This window comes from Methylobacterium sp. J-030, assembly GCF_022829545.1.
Lineage (GTDB): Bacteria > Pseudomonadota > Alphaproteobacteria > Rhizobiales > Beijerinckiaceae > Methylobacterium.
In genome coordinates, this window is sequence record NZ_JAKSYM010000073.1 from 1 (window position 1) to 23,908 (window position 23,908).

Below are 23,908 nucleotides of genomic sequence, written 5' to 3' on the forward strand. Positions count from 1 at the left end.
AAGAGCCTGCGGGTCGACAACGGGCCAGAGTTCGCCGGGCGCATGCTCGACCAATGGGCCTACCTGAACGGGGCCGAGATCGACTTCTCGCGACCGGGCAGGCCGACCGACAACGCCTATATCGAGTCGTTCAACGGCCGCCTCCGAGCGGAATGCCTGAACGCCTCGTGGTTCCTGCCGCTGGCCGATGCCCGCGAGCGTATCGAGGCATGGCGGTGCCACTACAACGAAGATCGACCCCACACGTCACTGGGCGGCTTGACGCCCCGAGCCTTCGCCGACCAAGCTGTCACAGCCCGAGAACTTGCATAGGCCGTGGACCACAAACGGGGTCAACTCCAAACCGACGATGCACTAACTTCAAACCTGGGCCACCGCATGGGGGCAGGCCAGGTTGGGCTAGCGGTCATCACGTCCTCGTTAATGTCCAAGATGTAATGTAGATGGTTCAGACTGGTTTGCAGCAGATTGCACTTCAGGTTATCGCCCCAGAGACCATCAAACTGAACGAATGCTAACTGGTCTGTTCAGCCAGCGTGCTCCGATTGGTGCGCACCGTAACCCGCACGACCAGCCACACCGGCCGGCCGGATAGGAGACGGATCATGGCTCTTCGCATCCCCGCCGCGGCCGCAGCCGCCGGCTTCGCCTTGACGCTTACCGCAGCCTCGCCTGCCTTCGCCCATGGGCACGGACACGGCGGCCACCACGGGGGCGGGCATTACCATGGGGGTGGATACCATGGCGGCCACCACGGGGGGCATCACGGTGGTTGGCACCCGCATGGTGGCGGACATCACGCCTGGGGCGGCCCGGGATGGCACGGCGGTGGCTGGCGCGGCGGTCGCACCATAGTCGTCGGTCGGCCCTATCCCGTCTGGCGTGGACCCCGCACGGTAGTGATCGGGCGACCCTATCCGGTCTACCGGGCGGCCGTGCCGGTGGGCTACGGCCCGGGCTGCCACGTGACCCGCAGCGTCGGCCTCACGCCCTGGGGTTGGCGGAAGATCGTCACCACCAAAACTTGCATCGTACCGTAGGGCTACCGCCGGCTGCACATCGTAGCGCTTTCCAGCCGGGACCGCTTTGCGGCGGCCCGGTTCATTGCCGGTCGCCGATGATCCATGATTGAGCGTATGTTTGTTTGCCCATGTTTTATAGAATAAATTAACAACGCCAAATTCTATGAAGTGAATATTATCCTGAGGATAACAAGTTTTTACGCTTATTTTTTGCCATATTTGGACAGATCAATAAGGATCAGGATGAGTATGTATCTCTTTATCTGCAACCGAGCGGTGAAATAGATATTTCTAGCAATGTTCTAGCGCGTCGTCGCAACCATCGGAAGGCATCTTATGTGCCGGAAACACTTGCCAAGTTCGCTAACCTGCACGCCGTCAGCTTAAGGTCGGTGTGAGATTTCAATTTGCCGCTGCTGCTCGGCGCCGTCGTGCTCGGTGGCTTCGCTGCCACGTTCACCTTGTGCGGATGGTGTCATCTGCGCCGGAAAAGAGCGAGAAATACCTCGAAGTCTATTCACCGACGCATGAGCGCAGGGAACCCACATGTTGATCGCGATCGCTCCATACCCTGGGCGGCTCATGCTCAAGCTGGTTGCGGCGGCCTGCATCGCTGCGGCTACGAGCGCACAGGCGCAGCAACCTGGGACCGGGCGGTTTGCGCCAGGCCCCGAGGTGCCAAGCTCGCAAACCCGCCAGCCCAGCGAAGCTGACCATCGCGAGGCCTACGGACGCGCCTCCGCCGAGAAAAGCGAAGTACGGTTTGGCCTGATCGCCCCGTTTTCCGGTGCCAACAAAGAGTTTGGCCGCCAACTTGCGATCGGCATCGAGACCGCCTTCAACGCTGCTAACGACGGCGGCGGGATCGGTGCCTACCGGCTTAAGCTCTTCACGGCGGACGACGGCTACGAACCCGCGCGTACGCCCGCCCTCGTGCAGCGTCTGGCCGAGCAGGATGGCGTCGTCGGCTTCATCGGCAACTTCGGCACCCCCACGGCCGCCGCCGTGCTGCCCTGGGTACTGGACCACAAGCTGCTGTTCTTCGGCGCTTACACCGGCTCGAACCTAGTGCGCTCCGTCCCGCCCGACCGCTACGTGTTCAACTATCGGCCGAGCTACGCCGAGGAGACGGAAGCGGTTGTGCGCTACCTCATGAACGTACGTGGACTGAAGCCGCGCGAAATCGTAGTGTTTGCGCAGGACGATCCGTTTGGAGAGGCGGGCTACGACGGCGTCGTCAAAGCGCTGCGCGCGATCCAGGGACATTATGAGCCGCCACCCCTGAAGCTCACCTACAAGCGCAACACAATCGATGTAGCCAGTGCCGTCGCTGCATTGCGGGCGCGCAAGCCTAAACCCAAGGCGGTCGTCATGGTGGCGTTGTATCGGCCGGCCGCCGAGTTCATCAAGCTGACCCGGCCGTCTTATCCAGAGATGATCTACACCGACGTGTCGGCTGTAGGCGCTACAGCACTAGCTGAGGAACTCACCATGGCCGGGCCAAAACTTGGCGCTGGTGTACTGGTCACACAGGTGGCGCCAGCGGTCGGCGGTTATTCGAAAGTCGTGTTGAACTTCAAAACCCTATTGGCAAAGTACTTTCCCGGCGAGCAGCCGGACTACGTATCGCTTGAGGCCTACATCAACGCCAAGCTCGTGATCGAGGCGGTACGGCGGATCGCGGTGACGCCAGGGGTAAAAGTCGATGGGGGCCGGATGGCTGATGCGCTCGAAGAACTCGGAAGCTTCGACCTGGGTCTTGGGACACCGCTAAAATTTGATCAGAGTGAGCACCAAGCGTCACACATGATCTGGGGAACACAACTAGACGAGAACGGCAAGTTCGTCGCCGTCGGCTTGCAGTAGCGGTCGAGGGCGCACCAGGGGGTGAGCAATCGCGGTCGCTCGGGCCAGTTCTTCTCAAGGCAGCGCGAAGTGTCCGAACGTTGCGTATCGAGGAGTTGCGTATGTCGGGTGACGAAGACCAGCGCAGGGATCGAAGCGAGGGGCCGTCTGCGAAGCAGAAGGATGGCAAGGCTCGGGACCGTATCAAGGGGCGCGAGCGAAGCGAGCGATTGGAGCGCGACCGGGCCATTGAGGTTGTTGATCGGCTCGACCGGGCGCTGCGCGATCGCTTTAGGTGAGCGAGTAACGGACGCGCGTTGCGACGGCTGGGTGCCGGTGGGCAATCAGATCTCGACGTGACGCTTGGCCAGGATGAGACTACCACCGACGATGGGGAGGGGTGCCTCGCAGGGCTTGCCGGCCGTGACTGAGTACTTGCACGCGATCACCCGCTCGGCGTCGGCGGGCCGGGCCGCTTCATCGAGAAACGCGCCGATCACGAGGTTCACGTTCAGCGCACTGTAGACGCGCACGTGCAGCTCCTGTCCGGCTGCCTCGGCGGGTACGTCCGGCGTCACGGCCAATGTGTCGCCGGTCAGCTGGACGGTCTGACTACCAAGTACAGCGAAGGGATCGGCCACCGCTGCGCGGCCAAGGACAGAGATTATTATGTCCATAACATCCTCTTAATATTTGCAGCCATGCACATCTTGACCGGTGCAGACCATTCGCGGGGCCGGAGACGTACTATCGTTGTTCATGTTGGCTGCCGACACGTCTGGCTAGTACCCCCGCGTGTCCCGGAAACTTGATCAGGACGCTCGACGGTTCGCGAGATCCTCTATGACGCTGTTGGCGCGGCCGACTTCGATCAGATTGCCAATCGGCTGGTACTCCACCCGCGGCTGGCGGGTGTCGCCCTCGGGCACAACCTGCCGTTCAAGGCGATCGAGGGCTGTCAGGATCGCATGTGGGTCGGACCGTTCCAGCGGCCGCCAACCGGGATTGTCGAGCGTGCCCAGGCCGGGAACGGAGAGCACCTTGGTAAGCGGCTCCGCGGCTCGGCCGAACTCGGCATCAAGGACTTCGACCCGGCGGAACTTGCGCCGGTGGTTGAAGCGGGTCGAACCGGATCCGGTCAGGAGAAATCCTGTGCCATCACTCGATAGGCGGACATCGGCCTGCAGGTCCTCGACGAGGTGGTCGCCGTTCGGCCGGACCCACAATTCTAACTCGCGAGCCTTGCTCAGTTCCTTCCTGGGGCGATCGGGCGACGCGCGGAATGCATCGATGGACTGCCGCGGGGCGCGGGTCGGGTCGGCCTCCATGGCAGCCTTTCTTGCAATCTCGGCCTCGGCCCCGAGGCGCAGCATGCCGCGCACGGCCTCAATCACGAGCGGCAGATCCACGGACACGGCGTTCCGGTATGCCTCGGCCGCCTCGTCCGCGCGGACATGGAGCTGATCCACCTCGGTGCGCCGGTCGGCTTCCTGGACTGCCGCAAGGCGGCCCTGCAAGGCGGTCCGCACCGCCTTCACGCGATCCGCCCGCATCCCGGCAGCACGGCGCGCGTCCATGAGGCGGGGCAGAACCGTATCATCCGGGTTCAGCAGGTTATCCGTGTATGCCTGCTCGGCTTCCTGCTGCGCCAGGTATGCGGCCCGAAGCTCGGCCTCGGCCAGGGGCAAGGCCGGGACCAGTTCAGCAGATGTGGCATCCTCGCGTTGCGCAATAGCCATCAACTCCTTTAACATCTTCGACATCACGCCGTCCCTAAACCGATATATTTCAGTATTTCGCGGGCTTCTTCAACGTTCATATTGGTCTTTAGCGCAATATGTAACGCAGTTTTAAAGCGATACTGCGCCTCGGGGGCGGTAATGATCGCTAGAATGCGCTTCCGTTCGATCTCAGCGCCGCGTTTTTCAGCCTTCGCTTCCGTCTCTGCACGACCTTTTGGCGTCTGTGTGCGGATATCGCCCACGTGCACGTAGAAGTGGGCTAGGGGGGCATCGATCATGGCGCTACTTGCGCCCCCAAATACCGGTCACCTCGTTGCGGCGCAGCCCGTCCTTGGTGTTGGACTTGGCGGCGATCGCATCCCAGTCGATCACTTCGCTGGCGCCGACCGCCGCGGGTGCCGGAGCCGCACCGGCGGCCGTGGTCAGGCTCGACGTGCCCTGGTGACCGACCGGAACGCCGGCCTGGGCGAGGGCCGACATCGTAGCCACATAACCCGGGGAGGACGGCGGTGCTGTTGCTTCAGGTTGCTGACCTGATCGGCCGGCGGCAAGACCCTGCTCATAGGCGGCCTGCTTCCGGCCTTCGGCCAACCCTTTCTCGTACCATGCGCGCGCCGCGCCCTCATCGGTGTCGTGGGCCATTACCGGATCCTTGAGCGGCTGCTGCGGGCGATCACGTCCTCGACGGCTTCGCGAACGATGCCGGACACCCGATGGCATGGGCGGCCCGCTGCAGGGAGAGGACCTCGTCCGGCTGATCCGCGCGCTGCCGCACGGTAGCGGGATCGTACCCCTGCGCTGCGGCAAGCTCCAGCGCCAGCGCCTTCAGCGCCTCCACATGGGTGCGCATCGCCGCCTCGATCTCAGGCGGCGTGCGGGGTCCGGCGGGGCCGGGGAGTCGGATAACGTCGGCGCCCATTCTGGGTGTCCATCAACCAGGCTGCAGAATAGCCGATTTCTCTTGTCTTTTCCGTGGCTTGTATGCCGCTGTGGGCCGAAAAATTGGGGAGTTATCCACAGGTCTGACCGGCAAGGGGCACATCGGGCGGCCGTGTGCCCAGACGGCGCGTCCGGCAGTCCGATCTACGGACCACGAAGCTGCCCTCTGCCCACGCATCAGGCCTGCTCGAAACCGGTGCCAAGTACCTGAAAATACTAGATTTGGCACGAAACGAAAGTGGCGTTTTGCTGGGGCCAAAAACGCGCAAAAGGGGGGCTGCGCATTCGGCGCGGCATCTCGCGCCGTTGTACGGTCCCTTAAGCCTCCCATCCCAAAACGCCCCGCCATTACCATTAGCGGGCCGCTGGCAGGCGCCGTGGCTTTGGCCGCCGTCCAATGGCGGTTTCCAGGAACAGCCGCCACGGGGTAAATCTGGGGCTTTGTGGTGATTGGGGTGCCGGCCGGGTGTGTGGTCCAGAACACGTGGCCCAGCCGCTGGCAGCGCCGTGCTGGTCCTGGGTAGAGCGATGGGGTAAAGCGCTCAGCCAATCCTGATAAGGAAACAGTCATCTACTCTATTGGGCAAGCCTTAAGCCCGGACGTTCAATAGCTTGCTCCAGAATGCCCTACCTTTAGGAAGTCACCGTGCTCGAACGCCGCGCAAAGTACCGTGCCAAGACAGCTCTGCCGGGCGGTGCCGTCTTCGCCAAGGTGGCAGACGAAACGCCCTGCGTCATCGTCAACATGTCGGCGCACGGGGCCTGTATAGCGTTCGCTCCGGGTACAGATATTCCCCGAGTGTTCGGACTGCGGATTGGTCGGGATGGGACGCAGCAAACCGCTCGCATAGTGTGGAGGCGGACTAATACGGTCGGCGTCGCTTTTGTGGTGCCCCGAGCTGTGCCGGATGTTCTGCCAGGATGACGTGGCAGCTCGCCTATCATCAGGCGCGGCGATGAAGGCTGTGAGGCGGGACCGCCCCCCTCATAGGGGGAGCGCGTCGCGTCTCACAGCCTACCGCGTGAGGCGCCCGTGTGAGTTTCGGGCCGGAAAACGTGAGATGCCCGCCGCGCGGGTGTGAGATCCCGGCGGTGCTTGTGAGATCCGTACGCGTTGGTGCGTGAGTTCCGCGTGGGTTAGACTCCCGTATGAGCTGCCAGAACCGGGGCGGGTGGTCGTGAGGTGGCCGAGGGCAGGCGCCGGGCGCCCGCCTCGTCCGCCTCACGCCGGCGGCCGGGGGTGTATGGGGAAGCCCGGTCTCAAGCGTTGGCGCTATAAGGCGAAGCTACGAAAATTCCCGCTTTTCGGGCACTCGGTGGGCCCCCTCGATGTTACGAAAATTCCCACATCGAGGGGCATCCGAGTGCGTCAGGCCCGTGGCTCACCTGGGTTCTGACGATACCACGTTGTCGTAGAGATCTCCGGGTTCTGCTCGCGTAAGCGGGCACGGCACCGGGTCCGGGGGGTCGCCCCGTCCTTCAACTCACGCCGCTGCTGAGCCTGCGTCGCCCGCTTGCCCTTCTTCTTCGCGACGCGAGCCGCCTCGCTCATGTCGATCGCTTCGGCATCGTAGAACTTGATCGCGTCCCGCTCGGCGTCGGTCAGACCCACCTGTTCGCCAATCCAGCGCTGGGTGAGTTCGACAGGGTACTCCAGAAGCTCGTGGCGGACGCGCGCCTTATCCAGAGGTGACATCGTTCGTAGGTGACGGTCCGACCAGCCGTGCAGGTCCGGCACGAAGGTCGGGTCAAGCGCCATCTTCGCTTCACATGCTGCAACTATGCGGTACAGATCTGAAGCATGCCGCGCCGGGCATCCAGCGTGCCCATATCGAAGCCAGATCAGGTCTACCACTCGCCGGATGACCTTCTTCAACTGACCTGGGTTCTGGATGAGCTTGGAGCCATCCCGACCATAGGCTGAACCAGTTGTTGTTTGCTCTTGGTCGTTGGGACGAGATGCGCTATATACCGGAATGGGTGTAGAGAAATTTAAGGGGCCTTCTGGCTGGAACCGGGGGGCCCTTTCTCGTTCCGGTGTAACGCAGTCGCCCCGTTTTGGGGCTGATATCATATCACTCCTGCCTCTCCCGCTGGGAGCTTACAGTTTTACTGTATGCTGCGTGCACAACATCCATAGCACATCGGCGGGCAGATTGCTTGTGTAGTCCTCGGCGCACAAGCCTTTTTTCGAGGTTGCGCGTCTCTCGATCGTACGCTGCATCCAGATTGCCGGCCTTGTCCGCCTGTAGCCTCTCAATCAACTCGGCGACCACGCGGGCGTTACGGGCGAGCGGGAAGGCCATCACCGGTGCGGGGGCCAAATCGCGCGGCGGCCCGACGCGAGCACGCTGACCTGGCGCCTGGGTCGGCCGTAGGCGGCGGGCGCCTTCCAGGCGTCCCGCAGCCGCCCGCTCGGCCGGCGTGGGCGGCTTGGGTTTTCGGGGGCGCTTGGGGGCAGTCCGCACGAACTCGGTGTCGAGGGTGATGCCGGCGGCGGCGAACAGGTCTGGCGGGTTGGTGTCAGGCATTGTGGTGGAGCTCCACTGCTACCGGACTTGTGATTCCTCTCGGGCCGCCTGCCAAGACCCCGCTATCGACGCCCGATCAAAGGGTTGAGCCCGGGTTCTGTGGGCACGCATGGCTGACCCGCCCACGCGTACGTGGCCGATGCTGAAAGCCTGGCATTAAGCCCCCGGCACGACCCCTTTCAGGCCGCGGGTGCGGCACGTGTGCGTATCAGGAACACCCCCATGAGAAGGTTGCTCGCCCTCGCCGCGGCCATGGTCGTTTGCGCAGGGCCTGCGCTCGCCCAGGTCGATCTGCCGGCCCGGGATTGCGATCAGGATCCGGAAACGACGGGCGCTCTGGCCACCGATCCGCGCAGCGTCTACCCGCCAGGTCAGCACCCTGTTCAGGCCGATCGGGATCCGCCGGAAGTCAGCTGGCAGGACGAGGCCCGGGAGACCTTCGAGCAGCGCAGGCAAGATCTGCTGGATTGCGGGGTGGACTGACGCCAGCTGCGGCCATGGCGCCGCCGGCTGCCTCGGCCTCACGCATGAACTCCACCCGGATTGGTTCGGGCGTTGAGGGTGATGAAGGCGTAGAGGACGGACTTCGGCAAAGTTTCCACATTGTGGAAACTTTCGCGACCGAAGACCTTAAATACATCTATTAGCTTGTAAGCTGTCGTTTGACCAAACCTCAGGCGAGCAGATCGCTCACCCATCGAGAACTCAGCTTTGATCCACGGCAGGAAGTTGCTGTGGCCGGAGCCCGTCCGTGATGCTGTCGCCGCGTTCAGCGTCCCGCTGTACCGCGCGCTCGGACCGGCCGGTGGCGGCCGCGGTCTTGGCGGCGAAGCGAGCGACCTCCGGCAAGTCGCCAACTAGGCGACTTGCTGTACGATCCCCGCCCTGCGCGGTTTCCGGGTGCAGCTCCAGATAGATCGCCTTGCGCCGGGCCGTGGCGCGCGCGCGGTAAGCAGGCGAAAGTTCGGCGCGCGGGTGGTGGAACTACAGTCCTTAAAGCCGGTTGATCTAGCAACTGTATCGAGCGCTACCGCCCCTTATCGCTCGGTACAGATACGCCCGGCTCAGGATCATCTCCCCTGAGTCGGGCTTTTATTTCTATATAGCAACACGTTGATACAAATCTGCGGCACCCTGTACGTCCTGAAGCTGGATCCGTGGTGCCCATGGCCGAGTTCTAGGATCAGACTTCTTGGATAGGAGATGATCCGATGAAACGCTTGGCTCTGGCCTCGACGGCTGTGCTGGCCGCGCTCGCCTTCGTGCCGACCGGCGCTGATGCGCGGGGCTTCGGTGGCGGTGGCTTCCACGGTGGCGGCTTCGGCGGTGGGTTCCGCGGCGCAGGCTTCCGCGGTGGCTACGGTGGGTTCCGTGGTGGCTACGGCGGCTTCCGCGGGGGGTATGGCCGCTACGGCTACGGCTACGGCCGTGGGTACGGCTACGGCGGCCTCGGGCTGGGCCTCGGCTTGGCCACAGGCGCTGCCCTCGGCTACGGCCTGGCCGGCGGCTACTACGGCTACGGCTACCCCTATGGCTACGGCTACGCCCCGGTGGGCTACTACGGTGGCCCCTACGGCTACTACCGCCGGCCCTACGGCTATGGATACTACGGGTACTGAGCCTCCTCTCGGCATACGGGCGCCGTACACGCGCCCGTAACCGCTTCCCTGCCATGATGCTGTTGGGCCAAGTTGCGTATCGGCTCGGCTCACGCTGGTGAGATCGGACGCTCCCCCGCCCCGTGAGCAGATCGGGGCGGGGCCGAGCGGCCGACGCGAAGGTAGGCGCCTATACCGGGGCGAGCCCTGCATCACAGCCACGTTCGAGAAGGGCCGCAAGTGGTGGGCGGCTATGCACACATAAGTTGCAACCGGGAGTGGCCCTCAGACATTGAGGAAGCATAGCCATTCAGCCCCCAAATCTTCCCATGTTACTCATCTCATCCCTCATCGTAGGCACGTTCGTACTTGCTACATCGTTCTCGCTCGTCGCCGTGCTGACGGACTAAGGCTCCTGCCGAAAAGTCCTGGTGGGAACTTCGATCAGACCCCGCGCCTTGGCCTCCCACAACTTCAAGGGAGGCCAACATGGGCTCGGATGTAGACGCGGCACGCGAAGCTTTCGGGACAGTGCCGCCAGGCCGGCCGATCGGTGAGGTGAAGAAGCCCGATCCAGCGTCTGGCAGCAGTGGCCCGAACTCGCCTGGCAGCCCAGAGCCGGATGACGGTGTGGGGCCGGAGAGTGGCGGCTACGACAACCGGCCGGATACACCCCAACCCGACAACGCCAAGGGCGGCCACGGCGCCGGGTGACGTGCGCCGGCCGATCCGCGCGGTGTCCATCTGGGTCCGTTGCGCAACCTACGAGCAAACCCCGTTTGTATCGACGCGTGCGGCGGGTCATCATCCGGCAGCGTGACGGTGCGCTGTCGCCCGCCCAGGCCGATCATGGCGCTGTGTACCGACTGCTCGCCCGCCTCAACGCGGGCGAGCGCCGCCGCAGCCGTGGCGTTGCCACCCTCGGCCGCCTTGCGGATGCGGCGGATGCCAGCCTGCATCGAAGTGCCGGTCGGGGCCTTGGGCGCCGAACCTTGTATATTATCCAAGGTTTCCGGTGGGCGGCCAGCCGGGCGCTCAATCGCCCGATCAAACGCGACCACCATGGCCGGGTCGCGCTTGCACAGCTCGCGCACCAGATCGACCGTGGCGCCGATCCCGTGCAGGTAAGGCGTCACAATTGAATGGCGGTTGGTTCAGCCTACGGCATTGGTATCCGGGCTGGGATCCACATCGTTTGCGCCATCCGTTTGGGTCGAGACCGCCGCCGGTGTGACCTTATCGTCGTTGAAAGCGCCTCGCACATAATCTCCGAGCGCGATAAGTCGCTGGAGGTGAGGTAGAAGCAGGATACGAAGTTGTCGGAGCCCCGCATCGCCGCGGTGGATCGCGCTTTTAACGTGGGCGTGCGCCGGATTGGCTCTTTGCGTCTCATTTCCAGCAACAGGTGACGCTTCGACCAAGAAGGCCGCCCTTCCGTCCGTATCAACCTCGCCGCGCACCGGCCCGCATTCGAACTTAGACAGGAAGGGCGCCTGCCGTTTTTCTGGCTTGTTCGCAGCTTGATCGCGCGCACGCTGTGCGATGATCGTGACATCAATAAGCCGTTCTCGATCAATACTGTAGCCACGCGTCTTCAGGTCAGTGAGGCTCACCGCCGACGCTACGACCTTGCCGTTGTCGATATGCTCGGGATTGAAGTTGAGCCGGAGAAGCCATTCCTCGTGGGGAACGGCCGCAAAGGGCTCAGACGCCTCTCCGCCGCTATCCATGCAGATGCAGCTCAGGAGCGCAGGACGGCGATCAAGTCGGCTGGCAAGGGCTGCCCAAGCTCAGCTCCGTCTTCGACGAACTCAACACCATCTGGCGTCCGACCATAGTACGAGTACCGGCCCGTCCCAGTGAAACCGAGGTCTAGCGTCAGCTGCGGCGTGTCCCAATAGAAGTTGATCTCGCCATCGCTCGCGAGGCTGATGTAAGGCTGCGCAATGTTGCCGAGTGAGTGCAAGTCATGCGCAAACGCAATAGCTTGCTTCACTGTCTCCACGGTAGGACCGATGCTGTCGGAACCGTCCCAGCCCGCCTCGTAAACCGCGAGCGTGCGGATGCGCTTGACGGTCACAGGCTCCTCACGCGGGGCGACAGGCGGCCGCGTCTCACGGGCGGTGTCTTCATATCGATGCGTGTCGAAGTCCGCGAGCGCCGGCAGGGTAGTCGTGAGAAAAGCAGAGAGGGCCACGACCGGCACAAGGCGACGGTCGAGCGCGAATACACCGGCGACCGTAGGGCCGATCGGTGCCGCCGTTCCTGTCGCCTGATGTGCCGCAATCATGCTGTTTGCCTCGACCTCAGGCTGATCCGCTCGCACATCGAGTCGGTCAGGAGATCACCTAAGATGCGCTTGTTGCCATCATGTAAGGCGTCCATCAACCCGGACAACGTGCCGAGGCCGTCACCTCTATGAGGCATGAACGCGGCTAATTCGTCTGGCTGTTGCGTCACGCGCAGGATCTGCGTGTGGGTCACTGTGACCGCGGTGCTCATCTTGCCATCGACGTTGACGAGCCCTGCATCAAGGTTCAGCTGGTTCAGCACTTCGCGGCCGGCGTAGGTCTCTGGATCGAACCAGCCGGTATGACAGTGCCACCGCGCGCCCGAAGAGAAGGCTCGGCCGTGAAGATATGGAGACGAAGTTTTCAGTAAATCTTCAGCGTTGTATGAAGCGTCGTCACCCATATAGATAAATTGATCAATCCAGCGCATTCCTATACCCGTCAAAAATGATTGGGTTCCAACAATTTTTGCGAATATTCTTGCGATATAGGATTTCTGCTCAGGCCAAATCTTATCCCATATCGAATAGTTGCGGCAGAATATACCGATCAAATCCTGATTAATTTGGATATTTTGGTCAATGATACCGTCTGAGCCAAACCTATTGAGGCGAATTCCAGCAGCTTTGTTTATTTCAGGTGTTGATAGTTCGGGCTGTTTTTGTTCTTGCTGAGTAAATTGTACTTTGAGTGTGTTCAAAATTTCATGCGCAGGAAATTCTGTCTTCAGCTCGTCTTTCAAGGAGATGAGGCCGGGCATTGCTTCTTCAAGAGCAGGCGAAAATTCAAAGAAGATCATCTCCTCCAAGATCGCGTGAGCATCGTGGATTGGCCGGAACAGGGTCACGGTCGTGGGCGATGACATCGAAGGTTTCTAGCTCTGCTCAGTCCCGGCGCGCATACCAGCAAAAATCGGTGGACAGCGCCTTAAACCCTCTTGTTGGGGCTTTGGGAAGAGCGTGGATCCTGATCCTCGCCCGAAGGGCAAGCACCGGATCAGCGCCGCAGCGCCTCAATCCAGGCCTTCACCGGATCCACCACGAACGACACGTACGCCGCCCAGGTCCGCGCCCAGCTGTTCATGGGCGCGTCGGCGTCGCCGGGGCGAGCTGCCATCAGGGCAGCCACGTAGGCGTCCTCATGGGGCTTGCACTCGTCCAGCGCGTTGCGCTCCCGGCCGGCCCGGCTGCCGCGGTCCTGCTGGCTGTCATAGGCCTGACGCACACAGCCGTGCCACGCCTGCTCCAGCGCCGGGAGGTCGGTCGGCTCGGCCGCCAGGGCCGAGGCCGGCCCAACACCCGCAAGCGCGAGGAGCAGGGCCAGGGTCTGGACGTGCGCCGCTCGGCTATTCATCGGACGCGCCGGCCACGGCAAAGCCCATCTCGCTCGTGGCTCTCTGCAGCTCGTGGCGGGCGACGCCATCGGCCAGCGCGATCAGGCTCGCGAGCGTGAGCGCGAGCATCATGAAACGACGGAGGGCAGGCACAGGGATCAGCATGGGAGGCGCCTCGTGGAGACGCCCGCACGTTAGCTGAGCCGTATGCGGCTGGCTGCCGCGCCGGGATCACAGTGGTACGAAAAGCGAACGTCTGGCGCGCAGGCCGGGCCTATTCACAAACCCGCACACGGCGGATGTGCTCGACGCCGTAGGGGTCGATGAAGTCCCGGCGCTCGAAGTGGCAGACCTCCTCAACATAGGCGGGCGGCGGCGCAGCGTAGACCGGCCGGTTGTTGGCTGAGGCGATCGCAGTGCCGGCGACGACACCGCCAAGTACGCCGAGCGCCGCAGCCCCACCGACGCCAATGCCGTCACGGGCCTGGGCTGCCGGCTGGCTGGCGCACAGGGCGAGGGCGGCCAGGGCGGCCGTGCCAGCGGTCTTGAGGGATCCACGCATCGCTGTTCTCCACGACGTGCAGGCGCCCCCGCGCGCAACGGCGGCGCGGGGGCGCATCCACCGGCGCGTGCCGGTGCGGCCGCTTCACGGCGGCCAAGGTCAGGGTGCGACGGGGTGGTTAAGGAAGCCCTGCGCGGTTCAAGCGGCGATCAAGTTTGCGGCGCGTCACCTAACCCCCGGACGCGCCTGCATCTAATGCCAAAGATCTTGCCGGATGCTAATCACGCCTATAATACTGAAAGCGTAAGTCGAGTACAGCCAAGCATACGATTTTACCGTAAGCCCATGGATGGAGCGCTAATGAAATATGATCCTCACGTCTATGACACATTGACCGCTGCTAAAACTCAAGAACTACGCCGCAGCCTCAATGACGACCTCGCAAAGCTACGTGCAAGCGAGGATGGTGTAGCTGAACTGGGATCGGATGCGGATAGGGTTATGGACACATTTGGAGATGTGCTGCGAACCGTAACTGACGCCAGGGTACAGACGCCGGCGCAACTCGGCCTTCTCTACGACATCCTCGATTTTCTAGGCGGGGAGCACGTGCACCCACACGATGTAGAAGAGGACCCCATGTGCCCACACCACGCCGCCTTAGCGGCCCTGGGTCGGTACTTCATGGCTGAGAGACGAGCCGCGAAGGCTGCCTCTGCTGGCACAAGAGGCCCTCTCGACAGCTAAGACTGGATAACCCGGTCCGAAAGCCACCGCTCTGATGAGGCCAGCGTGGTTCCAGAGCTGCGGGTCGAGCCTTGGGGCATGGCTCAGACCAATAAACACAAGATGCAGCGGGACATCCAGGAGAGCATGATGAGCTACAAGCCCGATTTGGGTTCAGGTGGACGTGAGGCCGTGATGGCCTTGTCCAAGGCGTTAGGCGGCGTAGGGTTCAGCAATCCGGAGGCGTGTGCTGCCTTCCGCGGTCGCCTTCCAGCGCGCTCGGCAGAGGCGTTCGTTGCCGCTGGGTTAGATGCGCCCGAGCGACTGCTGTTCATGTCTAAGAAAGAGATGGCCGCCCTGCCCGGTATTGGCGCTGCCGCTGTCCGCGATGCGGAGGCCTACAAGGCTCGTTTCGTACCGACCGGGTCACAGCAAGCAACCTGAAAAGAAGGCGCGGGCCGAGCATTGAGGGGGATGAGCTCGGCCCGCCTGCCGTTCGGCTTCAACCCCCGAAGCCGTAGCGACCCTGTAGAATTATCGCGGGCGGCAGGCCCCCACCATCCGTAGCCACCGTCGCAGCCTCGTTAACGCTTCTTCAACCATCCCGCGCCAGCCAGCCTGACATCGGCGTCAACCAACGATGCTGCGGGGGTTAGGGCATGCGCGCGGACAAGCTGGTGGCCTACTACAGGGTGAGTACCGCCCGGCAGGAGGCATCGGGCCTGGGCCTGGATGCCCAGCGCCAAGCCGTGGTTGCGTTCCTGGGTGGCCAGGCTGTGGTGGCCGAGTTCACGGAGACGGAGAGCGGCAAGCGCAGCGACCGGCCCGAACTGGCGCGCGCGATCGGCGCGTGCCGGCTGTATGGCGCTCGGCTGGTGATCGCGAAGCTCGACCGCCTGTCCCGGGACGCCCACTTCCTGTTGGGCCTTGAGAAGGCCGGCGTGGACTTCGTGGCCGCGGACATGCCGCACGCCAACAGGCTGACCGTGGGTATCATGGCCCTGGTGGCCGAGGAGGAGCGCCGGATGATCTCCGCGCGGACCAAGGCGGCCCTGGCGGCCGCCAAGGCCCGCGGGACCGTGCTGGGCGGCTTCCGGGGCCACACGATCACGGTAGCCGCGGGCGAGGCTGGCAGGCGCTCCCAGGCGACCAGGGCGGGTGCTCGGATGGCGGATCTGGTACCGGTTCTAGCCGAGCTGCGCGCGGCCGGGACAACCAGCCTAGGTGGCATCGCCGCGGCGCTCAACGCCCGTGGTATCCCGGCGGCGCGGGGCGGGGCTTGGACGGCGACACAGGTGCGGCGAATACAACAGTAAGGATCAAAAGCTGCTCACCCGAGGTTTATTATAGATCACCATATTTCGATAGGAGGATCGCCATGGGTTTGGCCGCATTTATTGCTTTTGTTGTGCCGTGGGTTTTGCTCGCCACGTTTTTCAACCGTGCACCGGCTGCTCTTCGCCTGGGTGCAGCTACGGCTCCTTGGCGGTACCTCCCAACACATCGGGAAAAAGCCCGCGAGGAGCGCCGCCAATCGGACATACACACCGCTGAACGTGTGGGCTCGGCAAGCGGCGGCAAGCCCACCGCGACCATGGCTGGCGGTGGATCGTTGGGCTCAAGCGTAGAGCCGACCGAGCCAGGCGACAAGGTTTAGCTGGCACTGACCTAAGAACCAGCAAGGACGTACATCGGCCTACCGGGCCCGATGCGGGTTAGCACTTGTATGAACTGTAGGAGGCCTGCCCAATGCCACAGATGTTCGATTGGATTTTCTTCGCCATTATGATCCCATTCCCAGCCTTCCTGGTCTGGGATTTCATGAAGCACCGGGATACATCAAAGCACGTTCAGCAGCTCTGATTTTTGGCCCACGGGGGTGTGGCTTGCTCGCCGGGTCGTGATCGCCCTGCCCGATCGGGAAACACTGCCGTGACAGGCGGGCAGCAGGGTGGGCGTATGACCCTACCAACTGTCCAAGCCCTCGGTGTCATGCTGTGCGCCGTCACCACGTCCGTCATCTACCTATGGACCCTCGTGCGCCAGGTCGAGACCGGGAACAGACGGTGAGCAGGGATGTGGCTTGGGCGGACGGTGCGCCGAAGCCTCACGGCATGCCGCCCAAACCACACGCTCCCGCCTATGGTCTCCATCTTAAAGCCCTCCGCGCTTGCGGTGCACAGCGCACTGGTATGTGGCCTGCCGTCGATCCCGACATCATGCTGGTGCTGGCTGAACTCGAGCTGGTCGAGCTGAGGACAAAGGCCGGTGTGCTACGGCGCCAGGCGTGGTTCCTGACTCAGGCCGGGCGTGATCTGCTGGCGATCGTGGGTACGGGCGAGCCGTAGACACAGAGAAGCCCGCCGCGGCGGGCCGGGCGGGCTGAGGATAGATGGCAGACCAGATGGATCCCGAACGAGGAAGGCGGCGGTGATCATCGTAAGCGCGAGCCTCTGGCCATAGGTGTCTTGCCGAACGTTGGCGTGCGACGGCCGCGGGAATGTGCCCTATCGAGAAACGATATGACGAAGGCACCCAGGCTAAGCACGGCCGCGGGCGCCAAGATGAAGACGGCGAGGGTCATTCCGAACTCAGGCCGCTGACCGCGCCGGCTGCAGCTGCGCCGAGTGCCGCGGCCAGAACCGCAACAAGGGCCATCTCGATCATCGCAGACGCCTCCCGTCCTCTGGTACGGCAGCCAGATCGACGTTGTAGCCCTTTGCGGCCAATGCCTCGAGGACCAGGTACTTTACCGTCACCCGGCGGTTCAGCGCCTCCTGCCGGAGCGCTGTCCACACCTGATCCGGCACCTCGAATTTGAGGGCTGTACCCTTCACAGCAGCAGCGGGTGAGGTCGGGGCAAGCGGGGCTTTGGGTGCTTGGGTAGACGGGGCTGCAGCTGCTACGGGCTCGACCAGCGGCGGTACCTGTTCCTCGGCCCGCGCCTCGGGCGCGGACGAGGGCCGGGTGAAGCCCAGATCGCTGGTGGCGGCGGCAAGCTGCTGGGCGTCCTCAGGAGAGGTGCGGGGCCGCGGACGCGGTGCAGGCTGAAAGGCGGGCTTCATCATGCTCAGGCCGCCTGCTGCTGGACTGCCAGCACCTCGATGAGCTCGCCCAGCACGCCTGCAACCTCCTGCAGCGCCTTGGGGTCGCCATCCGGGTGGGCAGGTGTGGCGCCTGTGAAATGGATTGACTGGTAGGCGGCGCGCTGGATGATCTCGGTACGCAGCACCGGGATGCTGGCGGACTGGACCTCCGTGCGGGCGTGCTGAGCGACACGGCTGCTCAGGGGCGACATCTGAGTGAAGACCGCCCGGGCCGGGATCGGTCTGCGCAGCATCTTCTCCGCGCGCTGGACCACCTCGTACGTGCGGAACACCTCCTGCAGGTCCATGCCGGATACCTTAGAGGGGATCAGCACCAGATCGCTCTCCGCGATGGCGTATGTGACGGCCTGGGATGCTGCGCCTTCAAGGTCCACGAACACGAGGCTGTAGCGCGACGCCGCTTCAGAGATCCGGTCGAGCACCGTCTTCTCGTTCACGTCCGCGATCACGTCCACACCGCAGTCCTCGCCGGCCCGCTCACGCCAGGAGGCCACGTGCCCGTTCGGATCAGCGTCGATGATGGCCACGCTGCCGCCCTGGCGCGCGTACGCATCGGCCAAGCAGATCACCAGCGTGGTCTTCCCGACCCCGCCTTTGGTGCTGCACACGGATATGACCGCCATTGCCCCAGTCCCCGGTTGCGCGCCTTCCCCAGCGCCCAGGCGAGCAGAAGCCCAAAAGGTAAACGGCTCCTTAACCCCACAGCCCCAGAACCCCATGGAGCAAAAATACCTTTGGGTCTTTGGGCAACGGGCCGTGCGCCCCATGGCCCAACAGTCCCATGGTGCATCGGCGCTATGGGTCCATCGGCCAAAGGAGTCCTAGGGCAATGGCACTGTGGGGCAGAGGGACGGATGGGCCAGGACCCAAGCGCCCAGAAAAATCTCGCGTGGAGGAGTTTGCGACGCCGCTGAGAGATGCAATCGTACAGGTTCGGGCAGGGGACCGGCGATCCGCGGGTGCCTTGGCCGTTTGACAGGAGAACTGCCAAGCCGACTATGCGGGTAGCCGCATGAGCAGCGAGTCGAGGACCTAGAAACACGAAACCCGCCACGAGGGCGGGTCACATGCCGGCCGGGTGGCCGGGGCAGATCAAGATTGGCGTTTTGATCCTCCCCGAAAATCTGGCTCCACGCAAGCGGAAAACGAGGGTTTTCCGCATCGGCGGAGCTTTGCCTGCGTGCGTCCGCGCCCCTGCGGCTGGTCGAAAGACCGGGAGTGCGGAGCAGTGATCATATTCGAGGAGATGCGGCGCGCCTGTGAGGCCGCCGCGGTAGACCGGCTGGGCGAGGTCGCCGCGGCCGTCTGGAAGGCGTACGGCGCCGGGGGGCTCACGGATGAGCAGGCTGAGCAGCTCGACGGGCTGCTGAGCGCCCGGCGCGGGGCTGCCCGAGCGGCTCCCGTGCGAACGCCCACGCTGGCCCTGATCGCGGCGCAGGTGGTGCCGGCTGCTGCCCCTGCCCCGAAAGGGCAGGGGACAGCGTCCAACCGCAACCATGCCCGCACGGGATCGCGCCCGCGGTCCGCCGAGAGCCTATGCCGGCGCCGGCGCTGGGCGGCTGCGGGCTATCTGCCCCCCAAGATCGCAGCCGGGTTCACGTCCGGGGAACAGGCGGTGCTGGCCGTGGTCGGGCGTGAGATCGCCACCAAGGGCCGCTGCACGCTGGCCCGGGGACACATCGCGGCGCTGGCGGGTGTCGAGGCCAGCACGGTCAAGCGCGCCATGCGGCAGGCCGCGCTGGTGGGGCTGGTGGACATCGAGCTGCGCCGGATCACCGGGTTTCGGAACGACACCAACCGGGTGACGATCGCCAGCCGGGAATGGGCCACCTGGCTGCGCACGCGGCTGCCGCGCAGTGTCCAGCCCGGTCTGGGGGGAGGGGGGCAATTACAAACTGGCACGAGGGTCGTTGTTACAGATAGGGCAACAAGGCCTGCTCGATCAAACCCGTTGCAAGGGCCAATTGCACACCAGATCGCACCACCCGGCCTTCGGCACGCGCGGCAGACGCCTAGGCCGGCCGCCCGCTAGCCCGCAAGCGGCGTGCGGCCGCCCCAGGCTATGGGGAAGGAGCTACATTCTGCAGCCAATTTGGCCAGCAGAACCGACGCAATGCTGCCGGAGGGCAGCGGGTCACCCCAGCCATGCGGGACGCTGAGAATCGTGCGCGGGTTGTATGCGGCTCACAGCCATGTCGGGTCGTCATGCCAACGCTCGATTGAAGGCACGGGCGACGCCACGCATCACCTCATCGATGCCACCTTTTGAGGTTCAGCACCGGCCGCACCCCAATGCCCACAGAGGTATGATGCGGCGCACAAACCACGCGGCGGATAGCGCTATTTCGGTAAGATAGGAGGAAGGGCTGAGTAGTTTATACGTATCAATAGTTGACGTATGTTTGGGTTTTGAAAGACAGATCTACGGCCAAGCTGACGTGTATGTGATTGTTTCCGGCTGCTTTGGTCTGCTCAGACATTTGGATTTGGCTTGTAAAAGCAAATTTAGCTCGATAGAAACCGAAAATAATAGACTTTTAACCCTGATTTCTGGCTTTGCCTGAGGATTTTCGATCATGCCCAGCCCTGCCGACCCCTCTCCCGCTGTAGCTCTTTTCGCGCCGCAGCATGGGGTTGAGCTGGTAGAGGCCGCTGACCATCTGGCTGGATCTGTGAGCGTTGTAGAAGCGGTAGGTGCCACGGCCGTACCCGAAACCCCTTTCGTCGCTCGCGGCCTGCGTTTGAACTGGGCGGCCAAGCGCGGCCTCGACATCAGCGTGGCGGTCACGGCGCTGTTCCTCCTGCTGCCTCTCCTGCTGCTGATCGCCGTGATGGTGTGGTCGGGCGACCGCCAGGCACCGATCTTCCAACACATGCGCCTAGGCCGCGATGGACGCCGCTTTGGGTGCCTTAAGTTCCGCTCGATGGTCACCAACGGCGACGCCGTTCTGGCGGCCCATCTGGCCGCCGACCCGCACGCCCGGGCCGAGTGGGCCGCCACCCACAAGCTGACCGATGATCCGCGTATCACGCCGATTGGTCTGGTGCTGCGCAAGACCTCGCTCGATGAGCTGCCGCAGCTGTGGAACGTCCTACGCGGCGAGATGAGCTTGGTCGGCCCGCGCCCGATCGTGCCGGCCGAGGTCGCCCGCTACGGCCGGGCGTTCCAGACCTGCTTTGCCGTACCACCGGGCGTGACCGGGCTTTGGCAGGTGTCAGGACGCTCGGACACGAGCTACGCCGAGCGCGTGGCGCTGGACCTAGATTACGCCAGCCGTTGGAGCCTGCGCCGCGATCTGGCGATCATGCTGCGCACCATCCCGGCGGTGCTGGCTCAGCGCGGCAGCCGGTAGCCCCTCATCAAGAAAGGCCGGCTCGCGCTCGTCCTGCACCGGAGCGGTCTGGCACATGTGCCAGAACTGCAACGCGCCGGCAGCGTAGGCGGTTAGACCGACAAGTACCCAGCCCATAGTCGTATTCCTCGGTACTCGTAACGCATCACCGTACTGATACGCTTAGTGTCAGGTAGTGCACCATGTTACGATCGAACTCCGCTTATATATCGTACAATTATGTTCCAATTCGATCACATGCGGCAATTTAGTTCACTCAATGCGCGCTGCGCGTAGGTCCGTTTTACGACGGCAGATCCGCCGCCCGCCGCCACCAACACCGCTGCATGGTGCCGGCCGCCAGCGGCCAGGGGCGCCAGCGTGGTAGCCATACGGGCGATTGTGCCCAGCGCACCATAGGGCTCGATCAGCAGCAGCCCAGCTGCGTCCCCGAGCGCCGTGCCGGCATCAATCTATCTGGCCGGCGTGTTATTGAACCGGGTGGCCAAGCTGGTCCCGTCCGAAGGGCTGCCCCTGGGATTGGATTGCTGATCAGCTGAGAAGCTGCGCTGTGCGTTACCTACCTCTGCCAAGCAGCGGTTGAGCCGGATAGGAACATCGCTTCTCCCTAGCCAGTTTCCATTATGAGCGCGCGGAACGCCATCCGCCGCTGCAAAAAGAATATCCGACAAATTTTTAGGAGACCGCCATGGGTCTGTTTACAGCCGACATCAAAACTTTGGATGATCTGTTCGTACATCAGCTGCAGGACATCTATTATGCTGAGCAACAGATCACAAAAGCTCTGCCGAAAATGATCAGCAAGGCTACCGATCCGCAACTCAAGCAGAGCTTTGAGATGCATCTGAAAGAAACGGAAAGCCAGATCAAGCGCTTGGAACAGGTGTTTCAGATGCACGGGCACAAGCCGAAGGCAGTCGATTGCCCGGCGATCGACGGCATTCTCAAGGAGGCCAACGAAGTTGCCGGCGAGGTCGGTGACAAGGAGGTGCTCGACGCTGCGCTGGTGGCCTCGGCGCAAGCGGTCGAGCACTACGAGATCACCAAGTACGGCACGATGATCGCCTGGGCTAAGCGGCTCGGCCGCGACGATTGTGCCAGCGTGCTGCAGCAGACTTTGGACGAAGAAAAGGCTACGGATCAAAAGCTGACCGCCATGGCCGAGAGCAAGATCAACCAGAAGGCTGCTTAAGTCCATATTTAATCGCCTGGACAGGTGCAACCGTTGACTGCCAGAGTAATGAGTATTATTGCGCGAACCTAACACAGTATGAGGCTCGCCCCCCGGGGGAATGGGAGCGGGCCTCAGCTGCGACTATGCCCGCGAGGCCACACATTAGAGAGCCCTGTCTTTGGAGCCGGTGTGCCGCTCTGCCGGCAATCGGGCTATGCCCGGTCGCTTCCGCGATGGTGATTGAGAGAGGCTAACGCCTCCTAACGGCGGCGGCCTCGGCTATAGTCCCGGTGCGGGACTTTTTGACCAGTAGGCGATCAGCGGTTGCCGGGAGTTCCACTACCGTCCGGACTCATAACCAGTAGCTGATGGTGGCTGCGAGGCAGACGGCGGCGAGATAGTTGGTCGCCAGACGGTCATAGCGGGTGGCGATGCGGCGGAAGTCCTTCAGGCGGCCGAACATGCGCTCGATGGCGTTGCGCCCGCGATAGAGCACGGGCGAGAAGCACGGTTTCCAGCGGCGGTTGATCTTGGGCGGAATATTGGGCGCGGCTCCGGCCGCCTCGATCTGCCGCCGAATGGCGTCGCTGTCGTAGCCCTTGTCCGCCAGCACGATGCGGCAGGTCGGTAGGCGTTCGAGCAGCAGCGCGCCGGCCTTGCAGTCGGCGGCCTGCCCACCGGTCAGCAGGAAGGCGAGCGGGCGGCAGAAGCGATCGGTGAGGGCGTGGATCTTGGTCGTGCGCCCGCCCCGCGAGCGGCCGATGGCCTGGCTCTGCTCCCCCCTTTGCCCCCCGCGGCACAGCGGTGAGCCTTCACAGCGGTGGAGTCGATCAGCACCTGCGAGGGCGGCCCGCCAGCTCGGGCCAGCGTCTCGAACAGCCCGACCCAGATCCCCTTGGCCGCCCAACGCACGAAGCGGTTGTAGAGGGTCTTCTTCGGCCCGTAGATCTCGCGCGGCGCGTCCGTCCAGCGCCCTCCAGATTTGAGCACGTGGACAATGCCGCTGATCACGCGCCGGTCGTCCACGCGCTCCTTGCCCCGCGTGTCATTCGGCAGAAGCGGTGCGATCCTCGCAAACTGCTCGTCCGTCAGCCAGAAATGATCCATCGGCTCCTCCCGCAGGAGCCGTGAATCACACCTGAGCCATCCGCGCTACCGTAATGGGTCCGGACGGTAGATCGCATGGACGGCGAGGACGGCGGGGATGCCGAGCCCAGCCTCGGCGCTCCCTAGAACCCTCCCAACCTTGAGACAGGGAATTCGCTTCGTCCTGCTCTTGGTGGCGTTCTGCTGGTACGCGTTCGAGCGTCGGGCCACGGCTCGGCGCATGGCCCGGATCTGAGCAGAGCGTGGGCTCGCTCGCTGCGAGCGCGCTGCACACTGATGGGTGGCCTGTAGCGCCGAGATTGCTGCACTACTCGGCGAGCCGGAGCCACCCGAAATCCTGCGCATCCGAGATACGTTCAGCGGAAGGAAACACGCCTAGCATCTACCGAACCGGCGGCCTCGTAACTACTTCGGCTGGCAGCCGATGCAAATACCCGTCGCAATGCTGTCTTCGTGCCGGTCATTTTGCGTGCGTTGGTTGACGTCTTCATACGAGGTTGGGCTTGCATCCCGGCTCGGCGGTTTTGTCTGGCCGACCACAGTCTTGTTCGGAGCGGTCTGGGTCGATAGAGGAACGCCGCCTGCACTGGTGCTGGCCGCTTGGGCTATAGCAGCGCTGGGCAAGATTACTAACATGA

30 protein-coding genes are annotated in these 23,908 nt (G+C 63.4%); 13 read left to right on the forward strand and 17 right to left on the reverse strand.

The window, feature by feature from the left end; all coding sequences use genetic code 11:
- From MKK75_RS03750 to MKK75_RS03765, 4 genes are all read left to right on the forward strand, one after another.
- A partial coding sequence (locus MKK75_RS03750) for an integrase core domain-containing protein (protein WP_244041292.1) occupies window positions 1-312 on the forward strand: 312 nt, incomplete at its 5' end.
- Window positions 313-605: 293 nt separating this feature from the next.
- Entirely contained in the window at window positions 606-1,040 is a 435-nt protein-coding gene (locus tag MKK75_RS03755; RefSeq protein ID WP_244041293.1) for a hypothetical protein, read from the forward strand.
- A gap of 528 nt (window positions 1,041-1,568) precedes the next feature.
- Window positions 1,569-2,888 (forward strand): ABC transporter substrate-binding protein, encoded by a 1,320-nt coding sequence (locus tag MKK75_RS03760; protein WP_244041294.1) that lies wholly within the window; start codon window positions 1,569-1,571, stop codon window positions 2,886-2,888.
- Window positions 2,889-2,989: 101 nt separating this feature from the next.
- Window positions 2,990-3,166, forward strand: a complete 177-nt coding sequence (locus MKK75_RS03765) for a hypothetical protein (protein ID WP_244041295.1) — start codon at window positions 2,990-2,992, stop codon at window positions 3,164-3,166.
- 45 nt (window positions 3,167-3,211) lie between these two features.
- Here the strand turns inward: MKK75_RS03765 and MKK75_RS03770 are convergent, their stop codons facing one another.
- From MKK75_RS03770 to MKK75_RS03790, 5 genes are all read right to left on the reverse strand, one after another.
- Window positions 3,212-3,544 (reverse strand): hypothetical protein, encoded by a 333-nt coding sequence (locus MKK75_RS03770; RefSeq protein ID WP_244041296.1) that lies wholly within the window; start codon window positions 3,542-3,544, stop codon window positions 3,212-3,214.
- 135 nt (window positions 3,545-3,679) lie between these two features.
- On the reverse strand, window positions 3,680-4,630 hold the full coding sequence (locus MKK75_RS03775; protein ID WP_244041297.1) for a hypothetical protein: 951 nt from the start codon (window positions 4,628-4,630) through the stop codon (window positions 3,680-3,682).
- Window positions 4,630-4,887, reverse strand: a complete 258-nt coding sequence (locus MKK75_RS03780) for a hypothetical protein (RefSeq protein ID WP_244041298.1) — start codon at window positions 4,885-4,887, stop codon at window positions 4,630-4,632. The genes MKK75_RS03775 and MKK75_RS03780 overlap by 1 nt, the downstream gene beginning before the upstream one ends.
- A gap of 4 nt (window positions 4,888-4,891) precedes the next feature.
- Complete coding sequence (locus MKK75_RS03785; protein ID WP_244041299.1) at window positions 4,892-5,251, reverse strand: hypothetical protein; 360 nt, start codon at window positions 5,249-5,251, stop codon at window positions 4,892-4,894.
- 31 nt (window positions 5,252-5,282) lie between these two features.
- Window positions 5,283-5,528, reverse strand: coding sequence for a hypothetical protein (locus MKK75_RS03790; RefSeq protein WP_244041300.1), 246 nt, complete (start codon window positions 5,526-5,528; stop codon window positions 5,283-5,285).
- A gap of 666 nt (window positions 5,529-6,194) precedes the next feature.
- On the opposite strand from MKK75_RS03790, the gene MKK75_RS36290 reads away from it, so the two are divergent.
- Window positions 6,195-6,473: a PilZ domain-containing protein gene (locus tag MKK75_RS36290; protein ID WP_409567514.1), complete on the forward strand. Its 279-nt coding sequence runs from the start codon at window positions 6,195-6,197 to the stop codon at window positions 6,471-6,473.
- A gap of 444 nt (window positions 6,474-6,917) precedes the next feature.
- On the opposite strand, the gene MKK75_RS03795 is transcribed toward MKK75_RS36290, so the two are convergent.
- Together MKK75_RS03795 and MKK75_RS03800 are read right to left on the reverse strand one after the other, a co-directional pair.
- Window positions 6,918-7,307: a hypothetical protein gene (locus MKK75_RS03795; protein ID WP_244041301.1), complete on the reverse strand. Its 390-nt coding sequence runs from the start codon at window positions 7,305-7,307 to the stop codon at window positions 6,918-6,920.
- Between the two features lie 316 nt (window positions 7,308-7,623).
- A complete protein-coding gene (locus MKK75_RS03800) occupies window positions 7,624-8,079 on the reverse strand; it encodes a DUF6074 family protein (RefSeq protein ID WP_244041302.1) in 456 nt (151 codons plus the stop codon).
- A gap of 222 nt (window positions 8,080-8,301) precedes the next feature.
- Here MKK75_RS03800 and MKK75_RS03805 point away from each other — a divergent pair, with 222 nt between their 5' ends.
- The gene (locus tag MKK75_RS03805; RefSeq protein ID WP_244041303.1) at window positions 8,302-8,562 is read left to right on the forward strand and encodes a hypothetical protein; all 261 of its coding nucleotides are present in this window, start codon (window positions 8,302-8,304) and stop codon (window positions 8,560-8,562) included.
- Between the two features lie 728 nt (window positions 8,563-9,290).
- Entirely contained in the window at window positions 9,291-9,698 is a 408-nt protein-coding gene (locus MKK75_RS03810) for a hypothetical protein (protein ID WP_244041304.1), read from the forward strand.
- A 629-nt stretch (window positions 9,699-10,327) separates the two neighbouring features.
- Here the strand turns inward: MKK75_RS03810 and MKK75_RS03815 are convergent.
- From MKK75_RS03815 to MKK75_RS03845, 7 genes are all read right to left on the reverse strand, one after another.
- A complete protein-coding gene (locus tag MKK75_RS03815; protein WP_244041305.1) occupies window positions 10,328-10,813 on the reverse strand; it encodes a hypothetical protein in 486 nt (161 codons plus the stop codon).
- An 18-nt stretch (window positions 10,814-10,831) separates the two neighbouring features.
- Window positions 10,832-11,407 (reverse strand): hypothetical protein, encoded by a 576-nt coding sequence (locus MKK75_RS03820; RefSeq protein ID WP_244041306.1) that lies wholly within the window; start codon window positions 11,405-11,407, stop codon window positions 10,832-10,834.
- 11 nt (window positions 11,408-11,418) lie between these two features.
- Window positions 11,419-11,967, reverse strand: a complete 549-nt coding sequence (locus tag MKK75_RS03825; protein ID WP_244041307.1) for a hypothetical protein — start codon at window positions 11,965-11,967, stop codon at window positions 11,419-11,421.
- A complete protein-coding gene (locus tag MKK75_RS03830) occupies window positions 11,964-12,833 on the reverse strand; it encodes a TIGR04255 family protein (protein WP_244041308.1) in 870 nt (289 codons plus the stop codon). Before MKK75_RS03830 ends, MKK75_RS03825 begins: the two co-directional genes overlap by 4 nt.
- A gap of 131 nt (window positions 12,834-12,964) precedes the next feature.
- The gene (locus MKK75_RS03835; protein ID WP_244041309.1) at window positions 12,965-13,321 is read right to left on the reverse strand and encodes a hypothetical protein; all 357 of its coding nucleotides are present in this window, start codon (window positions 13,319-13,321) and stop codon (window positions 12,965-12,967) included.
- Window positions 13,314-13,466, reverse strand: coding sequence for a hypothetical protein (locus MKK75_RS03840; protein ID WP_244041310.1), 153 nt, complete (start codon window positions 13,464-13,466; stop codon window positions 13,314-13,316). Before MKK75_RS03840 ends, MKK75_RS03835 begins: the two co-directional genes overlap by 8 nt.
- Before the next feature lie 109 nt (window positions 13,467-13,575).
- A complete protein-coding gene (locus tag MKK75_RS03845) occupies window positions 13,576-13,863 on the reverse strand; it encodes a hypothetical protein (RefSeq protein WP_244041311.1) in 288 nt (95 codons plus the stop codon).
- 765 nt (window positions 13,864-14,628) lie between these two features.
- On the opposite strand from MKK75_RS03845, the gene MKK75_RS03850 reads away from it, so the two are divergent.
- The 3 genes from MKK75_RS03850 to MKK75_RS35625 all read left to right on the forward strand — a co-directional run bounded on the left by MKK75_RS03850 (window position 14,629) and on the right by MKK75_RS35625 (window position 16,877).
- Window positions 14,629-14,973: a hypothetical protein gene (locus MKK75_RS03850; protein WP_244041312.1), complete on the forward strand. Its 345-nt coding sequence runs from the start codon at window positions 14,629-14,631 to the stop codon at window positions 14,971-14,973.
- Window positions 14,974-15,188: 215 nt separating this feature from the next.
- Window positions 15,189-15,845, forward strand: a complete 657-nt coding sequence (locus tag MKK75_RS03855; protein WP_244041313.1) for a recombinase family protein — start codon at window positions 15,189-15,191, stop codon at window positions 15,843-15,845.
- 903 nt (window positions 15,846-16,748) lie between these two features.
- A complete protein-coding gene (locus MKK75_RS35625) occupies window positions 16,749-16,877 on the forward strand; it encodes a hypothetical protein (protein ID WP_279593564.1) in 129 nt (42 codons plus the stop codon).
- Between the two features lie 315 nt (window positions 16,878-17,192).
- Here the strand turns inward: MKK75_RS35625 and MKK75_RS03860 are convergent, their stop codons facing one another.
- Together MKK75_RS03860 and MKK75_RS03865 are read right to left on the reverse strand one after the other, a co-directional pair.
- Window positions 17,193-17,597 carry a hypothetical protein gene (locus tag MKK75_RS03860; RefSeq protein WP_244041314.1) on the reverse strand — a complete coding sequence of 135 codons (405 nt, stop codon included), beginning with the start codon at window positions 17,595-17,597 and terminating at the stop codon, window positions 17,193-17,195.
- 2 nt (window positions 17,598-17,599) lie between these two features.
- Window positions 17,600-18,259 (reverse strand): ParA family protein, encoded by a 660-nt coding sequence (locus MKK75_RS03865; protein WP_244041315.1) that lies wholly within the window; start codon window positions 18,257-18,259, stop codon window positions 17,600-17,602.
- Window positions 18,260-18,864: 605 nt separating this feature from the next.
- Between MKK75_RS03865 and MKK75_RS03870 the strand changes: the two genes are divergently transcribed.
- The 3 genes from MKK75_RS03870 to MKK75_RS03880 all read left to right on the forward strand — a co-directional run bounded on the left by MKK75_RS03870 (window position 18,865) and on the right by MKK75_RS03880 (window position 22,181).
- Complete coding sequence (locus tag MKK75_RS03870; protein ID WP_244041316.1) at window positions 18,865-19,668, forward strand: hypothetical protein; 804 nt, start codon at window positions 18,865-18,867, stop codon at window positions 19,666-19,668.
- 544 nt (window positions 19,669-20,212) lie between these two features.
- Window positions 20,213-20,989, forward strand: coding sequence for a sugar transferase (locus MKK75_RS03875; RefSeq protein WP_244041317.1), 777 nt, complete (start codon window positions 20,213-20,215; stop codon window positions 20,987-20,989).
- 688 nt (window positions 20,990-21,677) lie between these two features.
- Complete coding sequence (locus MKK75_RS03880) at window positions 21,678-22,181, forward strand: ferritin-like domain-containing protein (protein ID WP_244041318.1); 504 nt, start codon at window positions 21,678-21,680, stop codon at window positions 22,179-22,181.
- 334 nt (window positions 22,182-22,515) lie between these two features.
- On the opposite strand, the gene MKK75_RS03885 is transcribed toward MKK75_RS03880, so the two are convergent.
- Window positions 22,516-23,270, reverse strand: a protein-coding gene (locus tag MKK75_RS03885) for an IS5 family transposase (protein ID WP_244041319.1) whose coding sequence is annotated in 2 segments (ribosomal slippage) — window positions 22,516-22,940 and window positions 22,940-23,270 — 756 coding nt in all. Because the reading frame shifts where the segments join, the coding sequence is not laid out codon by codon here.
- Window positions 23,271-23,908 lie beyond the last annotated feature (638 nt).

What these genes read in the sequence shown, in the direction of transcription:
- MKK75_RS03795 (WP_244041301.1), bottom strand. Translation starts at nt 7,307, where the DNA reads ATGGCGCTTGACCCGACCTTCGTGCCGGACCTGCACGGCTGGTCGGAC.
- MKK75_RS03780 (WP_244041298.1), bottom strand. Translation starts at nt 4,887, where the DNA reads ATGATCGATGCCCCCCTAGCCCACTTCTACGTGCACGTGGGCGATATC.
- MKK75_RS03800 (WP_244041302.1), bottom strand. Translation starts at nt 8,079, where the DNA reads ATGCCTGACACCAACCCGCCAGACCTGTTCGCCGCCGCCGGCATCACC.
- MKK75_RS03860 (WP_244041314.1), bottom strand. Translation starts at nt 17,597, where the DNA reads ATGATGAAGCCCGCCTTTCAGCCTGCACCGCGTCCGCGGCCCCGCACC.
- MKK75_RS03805 (WP_244041303.1), top strand. Translation starts at nt 8,302, where the DNA reads ATGAGAAGGTTGCTCGCCCTCGCCGCGGCCATGGTCGTTTGCGCAGGG.
- MKK75_RS03820 (WP_244041306.1), bottom strand. Translation starts at nt 11,407, where the DNA reads ATGGATAGCGGCGGAGAGGCGTCTGAGCCCTTTGCGGCCGTTCCCCAC.
- MKK75_RS03765 (WP_244041295.1), top strand. Translation starts at nt 2,990, where the DNA reads ATGTCGGGTGACGAAGACCAGCGCAGGGATCGAAGCGAGGGGCCGTCT.
- MKK75_RS03880 (WP_244041318.1), top strand. Translation starts at nt 21,678, where the DNA reads ATGGGTCTGTTTACAGCCGACATCAAAACTTTGGATGATCTGTTCGTA.
- MKK75_RS03865 (WP_244041315.1), bottom strand. Translation starts at nt 18,259, where the DNA reads ATGGCGGTCATATCCGTGTGCAGCACCAAAGGCGGGGTCGGGAAGACC.
- MKK75_RS03825 (WP_244041307.1), bottom strand. Translation starts at nt 11,967, where the DNA reads ATGATTGCGGCACATCAGGCGACAGGAACGGCGGCACCGATCGGCCCT.
- MKK75_RS35625 (WP_279593564.1), top strand. Translation starts at nt 16,749, where the DNA reads ATGCTGGTGCTGGCTGAACTCGAGCTGGTCGAGCTGAGGACAAAGGCC.
- MKK75_RS03755 (WP_244041293.1), top strand. Translation starts at nt 606, where the DNA reads ATGGCTCTTCGCATCCCCGCCGCGGCCGCAGCCGCCGGCTTCGCCTTG.
- MKK75_RS03770 (WP_244041296.1), bottom strand. Translation starts at nt 3,544, where the DNA reads ATGGACATAATAATCTCTGTCCTTGGCCGCGCAGCGGTGGCCGATCCC.
- MKK75_RS03830 (WP_244041308.1), bottom strand. Translation starts at nt 12,833, where the DNA reads ATGTCATCGCCCACGACCGTGACCCTGTTCCGGCCAATCCACGATGCT.
- MKK75_RS03790 (WP_244041300.1), bottom strand. Translation starts at nt 5,528, where the DNA reads ATGGGCGCCGACGTTATCCGACTCCCCGGCCCCGCCGGACCCCGCACG.
- MKK75_RS03840 (WP_244041310.1), bottom strand. Translation starts at nt 13,466, where the DNA reads ATGCTGATCCCTGTGCCTGCCCTCCGTCGTTTCATGATGCTCGCGCTC.
- MKK75_RS03760 (WP_244041294.1), top strand. Translation starts at nt 1,569, where the DNA reads ATGTTGATCGCGATCGCTCCATACCCTGGGCGGCTCATGCTCAAGCTG.
- MKK75_RS03785 (WP_244041299.1), bottom strand. Translation starts at nt 5,251, where the DNA reads ATGGCCCACGACACCGATGAGGGCGCGGCGCGCGCATGGTACGAGAAA.
- MKK75_RS03845 (WP_244041311.1), bottom strand. Translation starts at nt 13,863, where the DNA reads ATGCGTGGATCCCTCAAGACCGCTGGCACGGCCGCCCTGGCCGCCCTC.
- MKK75_RS03810 (WP_244041304.1), top strand. Translation starts at nt 9,291, where the DNA reads ATGAAACGCTTGGCTCTGGCCTCGACGGCTGTGCTGGCCGCGCTCGCC.
- MKK75_RS03875 (WP_244041317.1), top strand. Translation starts at nt 20,213, where the DNA reads ATGCCCAGCCCTGCCGACCCCTCTCCCGCTGTAGCTCTTTTCGCGCCG.
- MKK75_RS03775 (WP_244041297.1), bottom strand. Translation starts at nt 4,630, where the DNA reads ATGTCGAAGATGTTAAAGGAGTTGATGGCTATTGCGCAACGCGAGGAT.
- MKK75_RS03855 (WP_244041313.1), top strand. Translation starts at nt 15,189, where the DNA reads ATGCGCGCGGACAAGCTGGTGGCCTACTACAGGGTGAGTACCGCCCGG.
- MKK75_RS03835 (WP_244041309.1), bottom strand. Translation starts at nt 13,321, where the DNA reads ATGAATAGCCGAGCGGCGCACGTCCAGACCCTGGCCCTGCTCCTCGCG.
- MKK75_RS03850 (WP_244041312.1), top strand. Translation starts at nt 14,629, where the DNA reads ATGGCTCAGACCAATAAACACAAGATGCAGCGGGACATCCAGGAGAGC.